The organism is Desulfobaculum xiamenense, from assembly GCF_011927665.1.
In the GTDB taxonomy this organism is placed as follows: Bacteria; Desulfobacterota; Desulfovibrionia; order Desulfovibrionales; family Desulfovibrionaceae; genus Desulfobaculum; species Desulfobaculum xiamenense.
In genome coordinates this window covers 1,125,338-1,138,448 of record NZ_JAATJA010000002.1, presented here as the reverse complement: position 1 = coordinate 1,138,448, position 13,111 = coordinate 1,125,338, and the positions used below count along the sequence as shown (strand labels likewise).

General features: G+C 63.9%; 10 protein-coding genes. 1 reads left to right on the top strand and 9 read right to left on the bottom strand.

Translation table 11 applies throughout. The annotated features are described in order from the left end of the window. Positions 1-7: 7 nt before the first annotated feature. Positions 8-1,156 carry a (Fe-S)-binding protein gene (locus GGQ74_RS12795; protein WP_167941925.1) on the top strand — a complete coding sequence of 383 codons (1,149 nt, stop codon included), beginning with the start codon at positions 8-10 and terminating at the stop codon, positions 1,154-1,156. On the opposite strand, the gene GGQ74_RS12790 is transcribed toward GGQ74_RS12795, so the two are convergent. The 9 genes from GGQ74_RS12790 to purF form a co-directional block, all read right to left on the bottom strand. After that, positions 1,153-1,533, bottom strand: coding sequence for a phenylpyruvate tautomerase MIF-related protein (locus tag GGQ74_RS12790; protein WP_167941924.1), 381 nt, complete (start codon positions 1,531-1,533; stop codon positions 1,153-1,155). The two genes, GGQ74_RS12795 and GGQ74_RS12790, sit on opposite strands and share 4 nt — an antisense overlap. Then, complete coding sequence (locus GGQ74_RS12785) at positions 1,530-1,922, bottom strand: cupin domain-containing protein (RefSeq protein WP_167941923.1); 393 nt, start codon at positions 1,920-1,922, stop codon at positions 1,530-1,532. Before GGQ74_RS12785 ends, GGQ74_RS12790 begins: the two co-directional genes overlap by 4 nt. Before the next feature lie 80 nt (positions 1,923-2,002). Beyond that, positions 2,003-4,453 carry a PAS domain S-box protein gene (locus tag GGQ74_RS12780; RefSeq protein ID WP_167941922.1) on the bottom strand — a complete coding sequence of 817 codons (2,451 nt, stop codon included), beginning with the start codon at positions 4,451-4,453 and terminating at the stop codon, positions 2,003-2,005. Between the two features lie 319 nt (positions 4,454-4,772). Next, positions 4,773-5,666 carry a flagellin N-terminal helical domain-containing protein gene (locus GGQ74_RS12775; RefSeq protein WP_167941921.1) on the bottom strand — a complete coding sequence of 298 codons (894 nt, stop codon included), beginning with the start codon at positions 5,664-5,666 and terminating at the stop codon, positions 4,773-4,775. Between the two features lie 419 nt (positions 5,667-6,085). Next, positions 6,086-8,461, bottom strand: a complete 2,376-nt coding sequence (locus GGQ74_RS12770; RefSeq protein WP_167941920.1) for a penicillin-binding protein 1A — start codon at positions 8,459-8,461, stop codon at positions 6,086-6,088. A gap of 11 nt (positions 8,462-8,472) precedes the next feature. After that, the gene (locus GGQ74_RS12765; RefSeq protein WP_167941919.1) at positions 8,473-9,027 is read right to left on the bottom strand and encodes a YkgJ family cysteine cluster protein; all 555 of its coding nucleotides are present in this window, start codon (positions 9,025-9,027) and stop codon (positions 8,473-8,475) included. Between the two features lies 1 nt (position 9,028). Further along, a complete protein-coding gene (locus GGQ74_RS12760) occupies positions 9,029-10,600 on the bottom strand; it encodes an ArnT family glycosyltransferase (protein WP_245168246.1) in 1,572 nt (523 codons plus the stop codon). 78 nt (positions 10,601-10,678) lie between these two features. Next, positions 10,679-11,671 (bottom strand): KpsF/GutQ family sugar-phosphate isomerase, encoded by a 993-nt coding sequence (locus GGQ74_RS12755; RefSeq protein ID WP_167941917.1) that lies wholly within the window; start codon positions 11,669-11,671, stop codon positions 10,679-10,681. A 30-nt stretch (positions 11,672-11,701) separates the two neighbouring features. After that, complete coding sequence (gene purF, locus GGQ74_RS12750) at positions 11,702-13,090, bottom strand: amidophosphoribosyltransferase (RefSeq protein ID WP_167941916.1); 1,389 nt, start codon at positions 13,088-13,090, stop codon at positions 11,702-11,704. Positions 13,091-13,111: the final 21 nt, after the last annotated feature.

The following is a 13,111-nucleotide window of genomic DNA, read 5'->3' as shown; positions in this document are numbered from 1 at the left end:
GAACGGCATGCCGGATAGCGAAACTCCCACCCCATCAAACGAAACCGCCCTCGCGCGGCAGCTTCGGCTGCTGCGCGAGGGCTGCATGCATTGCGGCAAATGCCAGCGCCAATGCGCCCTGCTCAAACGACTCGGCTCACCGGGGCGCATCGCCGAGGCCGTGGCCCAGGGCGACGACCTGAGCGCAGCGGCCTACGAGTGTAGCCTGTGCGGCCTGTGCGACGCGGTCTGCCCGACGCAGGTCTCCCCTCGCGAAATGTTCCTCGAACTGCGCAGGGACGCCGTACGGCGCGGCACAGGCATCAGCCCCACGCACTCCCGGGTGCTGAACTACGAGCGCCGTGGCACCTCGCCGCGCTATTCGTGGTACGGCCTGCCCGAAGGCTGCGACACGGTGCTCTTTCCGGGCTGTACCCTCGCCGGGACCCGCCCCGCCGCAGTGCGCCGCCTTTTCTCCATGCTGGCGGAGCACGTCCCCGCCCTCGGCATCGTCCTCGACTGTTGCGCCAAGCCCTCGCACGACCTCGGTCGTGACGAGGCCTTCCACGCCATGTTCGACGACATGCGCGACTGGCTCGTCGAACGCGGCGTGCGCCGCGTGCTGACCGCCTGCCCGAGTTGTCAGGCCATGTTCGAACGCTACGGCAACGCGCTGCGCCCGCAGACCGTCTACGAACTGCTGACCCAAAACCTGCCGAGCGAAGCTCCCGAAACCCGCGCCCGCGTCACCGTGCACGACCCCTGCGTCCTGCGCCACGACGAGGCCGCACAGGCCGCCGTACGCGAACTCGTGCGCAGGACCGGATGCGAGTTGACCGAAATGCAGCACAACGGCCCGCACACCCTGTGCTGCGGCGAAGGCGGAGCCGCCTGCCTCGTCGCCCCGGACCTCGCCCTCGAATGGGCGCGGCGCAGAACCGCCGAAGCCGACGGGCTGCCCATGATCACGTCCTGCGCAGGCTGCGTGAACAGGCTTGCGCCCCACGGGCCGACCATGCATGTGCTCGACCTCGTTCTCGATCCGCAACGCACGCTGGCCGGACGCGCACGCATCGCCCGCGCCCCGTTGACCTACCTCAACAGGTTGCTGCTCAAACGATTCTTCCGCAAAACGCTCGTCGTACGCGACATGCGCACGCGTCTCCAACGCGGCTAAAACGTTCCGCCGTTCCAACCGAACAGGTGGCCGTGTAGCGTCTTGAACTCGATGTACACGCGCTCGGGTGCCACTTTCGCCTCCCGCGACAGCAGACCGCACACCCCGCGCGACAGCCGTCCGCAGTCGCCCTCATCCAGTCCTATACTCTTGAATTCCACGAATGCGGCGGGGGCAAAGCTCCCGCCGTGGCACATGGCGCATCCCGGCTCCACGCGGGCCATGATCCAGCGCTCGGGCTTGCCCGTGAGCTCGCTGGCCAACGCCGAAACCTTTTCCGCCAACGCCCGCGCGTCCTCGTCGCTCATCTCCATATTCAGGGCCACATTCACATAGGGCATGCACTCCTCCACGCTCCCCGGTCTCTCGACCGTCATGACTCCTTGTCGGAAACGCCGTCATCCGCCCCCGGCACAAGCTCCGTGTCATCGTGCGCATAGGCCGGAGAGCAACAGCACAGCACGCGAAGGTCATCGTCGCCCACATTGACAATGCTGTGGCGCGTTCCGGGTGCGATGCACACGGTGTCGCCGGGCCTGACCTCGAAGGCGTCGTCACCGAGAAACATCCGCCCCCGTCCGCTGACGACGTGATACAACTCCTCGGTCCGATGATGCACATGCGCCATGGTTGTCGCTCCCGGCGGAACGGTGGCCTCGGCGAGGCTCTGTTTCGCGTTGCCGTGCACCTGCGGATGCATGAGTTCCCGAATAATGGAACCGTCCTTGGTCACATAGGATTCGATGTCGGAATATCGTGTACGCATGCCCCTACATGCATCACTTCGCAACGGGATGGAAGAGGCGGAACGCGTCGCGCCGTAGGCCCATTGCACGGCGGGAGGCGTCACACGGCGCACTGACCGGCAGCCGGTGCCCACGCACCGGACAGCGGACACTCGACAACGATGGACGTGCCGCGCCCGGTCCCGGCCACGATGCGCAAGTCCCCACCCATCAGCCGCGCCCTTTCGCGCATGCCCTGCAGGCCCATCCGCCGCGACCGCGCAGCAACTTTCAGTTGCGCTTCGGCATCGAATCCGCAGCCGTCGTCGCGAATGCGCATGATGAGGTTGGGGTGCGACGCGACAAGCTTCACCTGAACCCGCCCCGCGCCGGAATGCCGCTCCACGTTGCGCAGGGCTTCCTGCACGATTCTGAAGCTATGGATGGACATTTCAGACGTGATCCCCGTTTCCTCGATGCCTGCGGCGGAAAAATCGACCTCTACGTCCGAACGCTCGGCGAATTCGTTACAATAAAGTTCCAGCGCCCGCGCAAGGCCCAACTCGTCGAGTCCGGACGGGCGGAGTTCGTAGGCCATGTTGCGCACCGCGTCGATGGTCTCGGACAGCACGCGCAGAAAATCATCCATGTCGCAGTCGCTACCGTCAGCCGACTCCGCAATGAGCAGCGCCTGGATCTTGAGGAATGACAGATTCTGCGCCACGTTATCGTGCAGGTGCAGAGCCACGAGCTTGCGCTCGTGCTCCTGCGCGAGGAGCAATTCGCGATTCAGGGCATGGATGCGCTCCTCGGCCATGCGCCGTTCGGTGACGTCCTCCAACAGCCCTGTGAAAGATTCGATCTCCCCATCGGGGCCGAGTATGCTCCGCCCGTGCCAGCGCGCCCAGATATGCGCCCCGTCGCGCCGCCGCAGCCGCGCCTCGAAACAGAAAAAATCCGCCCCGCTGCGCATGCGTTCGAGGAAGCAGTCCCGATCCGCAGGGTCCACGTAAATTTGCAGGCCCACGTGATTGACCTCGCGAACCAGTTGTTCGGGCGAATCGTAGCCGAGGATGTTCGCCAGCGCCGGGTTGGCGCTCAAGAAACGCCCGTCGGCCGACGTCTGATAGATGCCTTCCACCGCGTTCTCGAAAATGCTGCGGTATCCGGCCTCGGCGCGGGCGAGCATGTCGCGGCTGCGCCCAAGGTCGCGGGTCATGGCGTTGAACGCCTGCGCGAGCTGCCCGAACTCGTCGTCACGAAAGCCGGTGATGCGCGACTCCAGATCGCCCGCCGCCACGGCTTTCGTCGCGGCGCTCAACCTACGCACCGGCGCAAGCACCCTGCGCCCCACGAAAACCAGCAGCAAGGCGAGGGTCAATGCCCCCACGCCCACGGCCAGCAGCAGATGTCGGGCAAGAGCCGCCCGAACCGTTTCGGCCATAGCCGCACGGGTCACGGTGACGGAGGACAAAAGCGTCGCCTCGGGAACGACTGTCGCATAATTCCAGCCGGTGGACGCCATGTGATGGAAGGCTACAAGATGTCGCTCCCCGCGCAGGACGATGGTCCGTACGCCCGAACCAGGAGTCCGCAGGTCCTGCGCTATGGCCCGCACGTCCGGCTCGTGGGATTGGGCAAGCCAGACGTTAAGCGGCGCACCAGGAACCAGCGTCTGCGGTCTTTCAACATCAAGCCCAAGAAGGTCCGCCCGGCCAGAGGACACGCCGAGCACCCTCCCCGCCGCATCCACAAGCAGGCCAAAGTCGTCCCAGTTGGCCGAACTGCGCAGTATTTCCGCGACCATTCCATCAAGCGAGAACTCCATCCCCGCCACGCCGAGAAAAGCTCCATTCCCAGCGTGAATCGGCGAGGCGACGGTAACCACAAGCCCCTGACCGACGGTATCTACGTAGGGTTCGCTCCACACTGTCCGCCCCTTCGGATTCGCGTCGGGATGCGCTATGCGGTAGCAGTGGTCGTCGCGATAATCGAAGTTCGCGACCGGGGGCATTCTCTCGGCAAGCTGAATGTTCGGAGAATAGCGAAGGATGCCGCTTTCGAGCAGAATCCACGCACCGGCGACGCACGGCAGGCGCAGCGTGGCGGATTCGAGAAGCGGATCGAGAAGGGAAAGCGTGGCGATTCGGTCGCGAATGCCCGAATCAAGAATCGGGCCGCCCCAGTAGGCGCAGGATACGCGGCTGGCGGCCCCATTGTGGAAGATGCCCTTGTGGGCGTCGTAGGCGAAAGTGTCGAGCGCCGAGGACGTGGCCGCGTCGGCATCAGCCCTCGCCAGAAGCAGCGCCGCCATCCCCGCGGCGGACTCGACCTGCCCCTGCGCGCTGCGAAACAGCACATCGTAGCGCTCCGCTCGCTCGCGCACGGAGCGCGCCAGATACTGCGAGGCGAGCATGCCGATGTTGCGTTCGTTGACGGACGCGGCGAACTCACCAACGTCGCCAATGCCCCGTGCGGACACCAGCCACAGCGCCACGGCCGCGGACGCGATGGCCACCGTGACGATGAGCAGAATATCCCTGCCGACTGAAAAACGGGGCCCCTTCGACATGCACCGCGTCCATGTTGTATGGCCAGCAACGGACCGGGCCTCGGACGCACCATGGCGCGCACTCGGACCGCGCACACGACGCAGCACCCATCACAGGGCATGCGCCACGCACGACACCACGCCTCGGGCACCGGATACATCGCATCCGGCACCGCGAAGTCCTGAATAATATCAACATGGCAAAAGCACAAGTTTTCCCGTCACCAACATGAAACAGGCGGAACCGTGAAGGTTCCGCCTGTGCGTGGCGTGGGGCCGGTCGGTACGGACGACAAACAAGCCGATCTCGAATGCGGCACGGATGCCGCTCGTAGCGTCCCTATGTTCCGAGCAGGGTCAGCGCCATACGCGGCAGGGCGTTTGCCTGTGCCAGCATGGCCACTGCGGACTGCGAAAGAATCTGGTTACGCACGAACTCCGTCATTTCGGTGGAGACGTCCACGTCCGAGATTCGCGATTCCGCAGCCTGCAAGTTCTCTGACTGGATCTGTAGGTTGGAGATGGTGTTCTGCAACCGATTCTGGATGGCGCCGAGCTTGGCGCGGATGTTGTCCTTGGACACGATGGCGTCGTTGATGCCCTCCAGCGCGTTCTGTGCCGCGGACTGGGTGGACACGCTGTAGCCTTCGCTCGTCGCGCCGGCACCGGTGCCAAGCCCAAGGGCCGAAGCCGTCGCCGTATCGATCTGGACGTAGTAGTAGTCCTCGGCACTGTCATTCGCGGTGCCGAAATGAATCTTCAACTTGCCAGTGGATTGAAGACCTGTCCCGTCGTGAGAGGTTCCAGAAAGATTTCCATTCAACAGCGCGAGGCCGTTGAAGTCCGTGGCGTTCGCGATACGGGTGATCTCCGAGGCCATGGCCTGATACTCCGAATCGATGACGAGGCGCTGGTCCGAATTGTAGGTACCAGTCGCCGCCTGCTCCGCAAGCTCCTTCATGCGGATGAGCTTCTCGTCAATGACCGCGAGTGCGCCGTCGGCCGTCTGGATGAGTGAAATCGCGTCGTTGGCGTTACGCACGCCCTGGTTGAGCGACGCGATGTCCGCGCGCATCAGCTCGCGGACGGCCAGACCTGCCGCGTCATCGGCCGCGAGCCCCACTCGCAGACCGGACGACAGGCGCCGGGTGGACACAGCCAGCGCGCCGAACGAAACTGCAAGATTTCGTGCGGCGTTCATGGCCATAAGGTTATGGTTGATGATAAGTGACATTGCCTTTCCTCCTTGAATGCAATGACTTCCTTGCCGTCAGGGCGGTCGTCCCATCTTCCCCCAAAGTCAGGACCTGTTGCCCCTACCCACGTGCAACACTTATCGACCTTTAATTGACACAACTTTAGGTCTGGCAGACTCACAACATCGCAGTGATGCATTTTAATAGACAACATATTGCCATCACTGCATCATATCTTCATACGCTAAATCCAATTCAGCACGCTACATGTCGCACACACCTTACAGGTTACATCACAATCACTGTCCATTTTTCATATCCAATCAGCATATTACGTTAGACCGCCGAAAAAATCCGGCTCACGGCCCTTTCCACGGTTTCCCGTACACAGGAACAAAAAAAAGCGCGCCGTGCTCATGCACGGCGCGCCTGCTTGCGCTTGAATCGACCTACGGGATCAGAATATCTGCTTGAGCAGATTCTCGCCCGCGGCGCTGCTGCCGTTGGTCGGCGCGGTGGCGTCGGGCTCGGCGGTTTCGGTGGGCTGGGTGCCCGCCTTGTAGGGCAGGAAGTAGCTGCGCTCGGTGCCCGGCCCGGCCAAAAGGCCGGTGGCGGCGTCGATGCGAGTCATAACGATGCCCGGAGGCTGCGGGAAATCCGCCTCGGGATAGTTCGCCTCCACGGCCTTGCGATAATCCACCCAAATGGGCGACGCGGCGCGGGAGCCGGTCTCGTACTTGCCCATGGGGGCCATCTGGTCGAAGCCGACGTAGACCGTGGTCAGCAGGTGGGGAGTATACCCCACGAACCATGCGTCCTGCTCGTTGTTGGACGTGCCGGTCTTACCGGCTATGGGACGATTAAAGGCCCGGCGCACGCGCCAGCCCGTGCCGTCGCGCACGACTTCCTTAAGCAGACAGTTGATGATGTAGGCCGTCTCGGGCGACAGGGCTTCCGCCGTCTCCGGCTGATTGACGAACAGCTCCTTGCCCCATGCGCTCTCTACCTTGAGGATGAGGCGGGGCTTGATCCAGCTACCGCCTCGGGCGAATGCTGAATAGGCCTGCGTCAGGTTAAGCGGCGTCACCGGCGAGGAGCCGAGGCTCACCGAAAGGTCCTCGGGGAATTCGCTTTCGAGGCCCATGGCCTGCGCGCGCTCGATGATCTTGCGAATGCCGAGCTGCTGGGCGATGCGGATGGTCACGAGGTTGCGCGACTTGACCAGCGCGGTGCGCAGGATGGTGGGCCCGTAGAACACGCCCTCGAAGTTGTCGGGCTTCCACGTCCTATCGTTCTCGTAGTCCGTGTAGACGATAGGCGCATCGAGCATGACCGTGGACGGCGTCATGCCGTTGTCGAAGGCCGTGGAATACACGATGGGCTTGAAAGCCGAACCAGGCTGGCGGCTGGCCTGCGTGGCGCGGTTGAACTGGCTGGTCTCGAAGCTATAGCCGCCGACCAGCGCCCGCACCTCGCCCGTGGCGGGCTCCATGGACACCAGAGCGCCCTGCACTTCCGGCTCGCGCTCAAGGGCCAGCGGCCACACCGCGGCCTCCGGATTCGTCCCCTGCGCGATGGCGGCGGGAATCTCCGTAACGGAGGCCCAGACCACATCGCCGGGCGAAAGGATGGTGCGGCAGTCCCGCACGCTCGGCACTTCCTCAGTGGCCTTGGTCGGATCGGGGATACGCGCCCAATGAACGGTATCCACGCCAATGGCCCCACGGAACTGCCCGAAGCGCACCTCGGCGCTGTCGCGCTCGACGCCGGTCACCAACACCTCCACCCATTCGCCGGGCACGAGGGCCTCGACAACATGCGGCGTAGAGGTCAGGAAGGACGACCACTCGCCCTCCTCCAGATGACGGTTGGGACCAATCCAGCCACGTCGGCGGGCGGAATCGATCAGCCCACGGCGCAGGGCCTGCTCCGCCGCGACCTGATGCGTGAGATCAACGGCGCTATGCACGTGCATGCCAGCGGTGTACACGGCATCCTCGCCAAAACGGTCGATGAGCCTGCGCCGGACCTCTTCCAGATAGTACGCGCCCTGCTGCCACGAGGGGTCCTCCATACTCTTGAGGACGACAGGCTCGGCCAGCGCGGCGTCGTACTGCTCGCGGGTGATCCATTCCATTTCGAGCATGCGACCCAGCACGTAATGCTTGCGGTTCAGCGCGCCCTGAAGATTGCGATAGGGATTGTAGGCGCTGGGTCCCTTGGGCAGACCGGCGAGAATGGCCGCCTGACCGAGGGTCAGCTCGTTCACGTGCACGCCGAAGTAGACGCGCGCGGCGGCCTCGATGCCATAAGCCCGAGCGCCGAAGAAAATCTGGTTCAGATAGATGGTGAGAATCTCGTCCTTGGTCAGGTAGCTCTCAAGCCGGTAAGCAAGGATGGCTTCCTTGATCTTGCGCTTGTAGCTGCGCTCCGGCGTGAGCAGCAGGGACTTGATGACCTGCTGGGTGATGGTGCTGCCGCCCTGGACCACATGCCCGGCCTGAAGGTTCTTCACGAACGCACGGAAGATGGCTCCAAGGTCCACACCCTCGTGCTCGTAGAAGCCGGAATCCTCCGCAGCGAGGAAACAACGCGGCAGATAACCGGGCATATCCTCCAGACGCACGAGGAATCGCTTCTCGCGGTAGAAGTAGCCCAACACGCGGTCGTCGCAGGTGTAGACGGTCGTCGCCAGCGGCGGGTTGTAGTCGGTGATGTTCTCGAAATCGGGAAGATCGCGCGAGGCCCAGTAATAGAGCATTCCAATCAGCGCGACGGCGCACAGCGCACCGACTCCCGCAAGGCCACCAAGCACCAGCAGTATTTTTTTCATGTATCGAACCGTTAGAGCCTGTTAATGACAGTCGGCATGCCCTTGCGGGGCGAAAGCCCCCAGGCCATGCGCAGGCAGCCGTGCAGGCGACGGATTTCCGCCTCGGTCACGCCGAGAGCTTCCGTCAGCCGAGCAAGGGCCGCCGTTTCCTTCTGCGCGAGGCAACGCGCAGAGGCGAAGATCATGATCCGCCGGCCGACTGCCCAGAAAGGGAACAGTCGGCAATAGTAGGGACGCACTTCGCGCGGCAGGGTACAGCCCTGCGGGCCGAGCAGCTTGCACGATCCATCGGGCAGCGTGGCCAGTCGATGGTGCGTGGCCCCTTCGCGTACGGGAAACAGCTCCTCGATGAGCCGCTCCTCGCCGGGAAACGCCCGCTTGAGGCCAAGCAAAAACGGCCCGGTGTTGCGCTCCACGACAAACACGCCCGCATCACCGCAATGTGCGAGAATACGCGAGCGTTCGACCTCGGACAAGGGGAAGCAGTTGCCCTCCTCGCCGGGGGTGAGCTTGCAGCATGTCGTGCCCTGCGCCGCACAGCGCGCGCAGACGTGCGGGTCCTGCATGCTAATAGTCCGTCCCTTGCGCTGGCGGCCACTGGCCGCTGAATCCGTAACACAGATAGATGGTGAACCGCCGCGCGGGACGGTCCCCGTGCTGCGATTGATACTGTATTGTCTCGTATCTTGCAAAACGCTCAAGGAGCGAATCGCGCGGTCCGGAGAATTTCTTGCGCACGAAGATGGCGTCCCAACCCTCGCGGCCCTCGGGTCCGGGCCACAGGTCGTACTGGTTGAGCCGCCTGCCGCCGGGCAGGCAGAATGCGCGCTCCTTGCCGGGCACGTTCCACGACAGGGCGGCGGTCACGTCGTAGTTGTCGCCGAAGAAAAACACATTGTCGGGATTCTCGAAGCGCGTCCGACGCAGTTCGTCGACCTTGCGGCCGAGGTCGTCCCAGCCCTTGAGATGCAGGATGGGATTCTCGATGTGCACCTCGCCCACCATGGGCAGGCGTCCATCATAGCGCCACGGCAAGGGGAACGTGTCGTGCAGCATGAGCATGCCCATAAGCGCGAGGCCGACGAACGGCCACGGCCACACGCGCCAATTGCGCCATCCCCGCCTGCGCCACACCGCATCCCACGCGGCGGCGGCGAGGATGAAGCCGCTGGCGTAGCTCACGGCGGACCAGTTGGGATTGATCTTGGTATGGAAGGACCACAGGATGAAGAAGCCCCAGATGGGCCAGAAGCCTGCGGCCAAAAGCGCCTTCTGGCGATAGCCCAGTCCCTCCACGGAGCGCACACCACGGCCCGGAGCGTCGGCCAGCGAGCGCACCACGGCCACCGCACCGAACATCATGTACAGGAACCACCACGGCAGTAGCAGCCCGATCTGGCTGCCGATGTACTCAGGGAACTTATCGAGGCGCAGGAAGGTCTCCGCGCGGGAGCCAGCCATGCCGCCGAGGTGCAACACATGCCGCAACCCGGCGAAATCGTTCTGGAGATTCCAGTTCACGATGGGCACGAGGCCACCGACCGTGCCGACAAGGCAGGCCACGGCGAGCCTGCGCACGAGCATGGGCTCGCACAGTCCCTTGCGCCGCAACAGCCACACGTAGACGATAACCGTGGGCACGAAGGCCAACATCATGTACTTGGCGAGGGTTCCCACGCACAGCGTGAGCGCCAGCAGCACATAGGGCAGATGCCGCTCCGGCTCACGCGAGGCCCAGTACAGCGAAAAGAGCGCGCCGTACCAGCACACGAGGAGCGGATTGTCCGTGGTCATCAGGATGCCCGAGGCCATGGCCAGAAGCGAGCAGTTGAGCACCACCAGCGACAGGAAGGCCAGCCGGGGACGGCCCCACAGCCGCGCGATGCCGAGATAGACGATGATCTGCGTCAGCGCGGCACCGGCAATGGCCCCGAAGCGCACGCCGAGGGGTGTATCACCGAAGATGGCCGTGCCACCGCCGATGATCCACGCGATGAGCGGGCCCTTAGTGAAATAGGAAAGCTGGAAGGTGCGCGACCAGTCCCAGTACTGGGCTTCGTCCTGCACCAGATCGAGCTGGCCCGAAAGCACGAAGGCCACGCGGGCGAGCGTCGTAAACAAAATGAGAACGCCGGCCAAGACTCCAGGCCGGCATCCCCACACTCGAAAATCGGTTTCGTTGATCAGTCGATTCATTCGCTGGTCCATGTTTCTCCGCTACACGGAGAACTTCAGGTGCCCCTTTCCGAGCAGGTCGTGCAGGTGGATCATGCCCACCAGAATGCCCTCCCCGTCCACGACGGGAATGACGGTGATCTGGCGGGATTCCATGACGTCGAGCACCTCAGCGGCGGACACGTCGGGCCGCGCGCAGGCCGGGTTGCGGGTCATGAACGCCGAGACGGCCGCCTCGGGATTCACGCTACCGCCACACAGTAGGCGGCGGACGTCGCCATCGGTGAGGATACCCGTGAAGCGTCCGCCCTCGTCGGTCAGCGCCAGTGCGCCGAGACCGCCCTCGTTCAGCGCGATGAGCGCTTCGCCAAGGGACACGCTCTCACGGGCGGCGGGCATGCCATGGGTATGCATGAGTTCGCGCACACAGGCGCTCAGGCGCTGCCCGAGCGACCCGCCGGGATGCCGCTTCGCGAAGTCCTCCTTCTCGAAACGGTTCCAGGTGATGAGGCACGAGGCCAGCGCATCGCCCAGCGCGAGCACGGCGGTGGTGCTGGCCGTGGGGGCCAGCCCGAGGGGGCAGGCCTCGCGGCTCACGCCGCAGTCGAGCACAATGTCCGACAGACGCGCCAGCGTGGAATCGCTGCGGCCGGTCATGCCGATGATGCGCAGCCCAAGGCTGCGCAGCGTGGGCAGGATGGCGTTGAGTTCATCCGTTTCGCCGGAGTTGGAGATGGCCAGCGCCACATCCTCCGGACGCAGCATGCCGAGATCTCCATGCGCCCCTTCCACGGGATGCAGGAAGAAGGACGGCGTGCCGGTGCTGGACAGGGTAGCCGCGATCTTGCGGCCCACGAGGCCAGACTTGCCGATGCCGGTAATCACCACACGGCCCGTGCAGGCGCCCAGAAGTTCGAGCGCCTCCACGAAACCGCCATTGAGCTTCGACCGGACCTCGCGCAGGCCCTCGATCTCGATGTCGAGGGCCTCGCGGCCGAGGGCCAGCCAATCACGCTCCAAAGCCTTGGGAGTCATTGCTATTGTATACCTGATGTCTATGCCGGGCTATTCGAGGCACATCTTGCCCGCGCCCTCGCAGGGCGGGATGGGATAGTCGCCGTCGAAGCAGGCCAGACAGAAGTTATCCGGTCCCTCCACGGAGGAGAGCAGACCGGGGATGGACAGATAGTGCAGGCTGTCCAGTCCGATGTAGCGGGCGATGTCCTCCACGGCGTGGTTGGCCGCGATGAGTTCGCCCTTGCTGGAGAAGTCGATGCCGTAGAAGCAGGGGAACTTGATGGACGGGCAAGCCACACGCATGTGGATTTCCCGTGCGCCCAGTTCGCGCAGCTTCTTCACGCGGGTGCGGATGGTGGTGCCGCGGACGATGGAGTCCTCAACGACCAGAAGTCGCTTGTCCTTGACCATGCTACGCACGGGATTGAGCTTCACGCGGGTGCTGAAGTCGCGCATGTCCTGCGAGGGCTGGATGAAGGTCCGGCCCACGTAGTGGTTGCGGATCATGCACTGCTCGTAGGGCAGGCCAGAGGCCTGCGCGTAGCCCACGGCGGCGTAGTTGCCGGAATCCGGGAAGGGCATGACGAAGTCGGCGTCCACGGGTGCCTCGTTGGCCAGGGCCATGCCCATGGCCTTGCGGCAACCGTAGACGTTCTGGCCGAACACGTCGGAGTCGGGCCGAGCGAAGTAGATCAGCTCGAAGATGCACTGCTTGCGGCCGTTGGGTTCCGCATACAGCTTGCTGCGCTGGCCCTCGCCGTCGAGAATGAGCATCTCGCCGGGACGAATGGAACGCAGGCAGTCGGCTTCAAGCAGATCGAAGGCGCAGGTCTCGGAGGCCAACACGTAGGAATCGCCCACGCGGCCCAGTGCCAGCGGCCGAATGCCGTGAGGATCGCGCACCGCGATGAGCTTCTCGTTGGCCTGAATAAGCAGGGAGAAGGCACCCTTCACCCTGCGGCAGGCCTTGGCCACGGCATCCTCGATGCAATCGCCATCAACGTTCATGTTGCGGGCGATGAGGTGGACGATAACTTCCGAGTCCATGGTGGTCTGGAAGATCGCGCCGCCGTGCTCCAATTCAACGCGCAACTCGTGCGCGTTGACGAGGTTACCGTTGTGGGCAATGGCGATCATGGTGTCGCCGAAGCGGACCATGAACGGCTGGGCGTTGCGCAGAAGCGACGCCCCCGTCGTGGAATAGCGCACATGACCGATGGCGATGTTGCCCTTGAGCTGTTCGCTCAGGTGGCTTTCGTTGAACACGTCGGCCACCAGCCCCATACCCTTCTGCTCACGAAGCTTGGAACCGTCCCAAGTGACGATGCCGGCGCTCTCCTGCCCGCGGTGCTGCTGCGCGTAAAGGCCGAAGTAGGTCATCCGTGCAGCTTCCGGATGATTGTAGATACCGAACAGTCCGCAGTATTCCTTCTTCATTTCCTTGCCGGATGCCGTCCC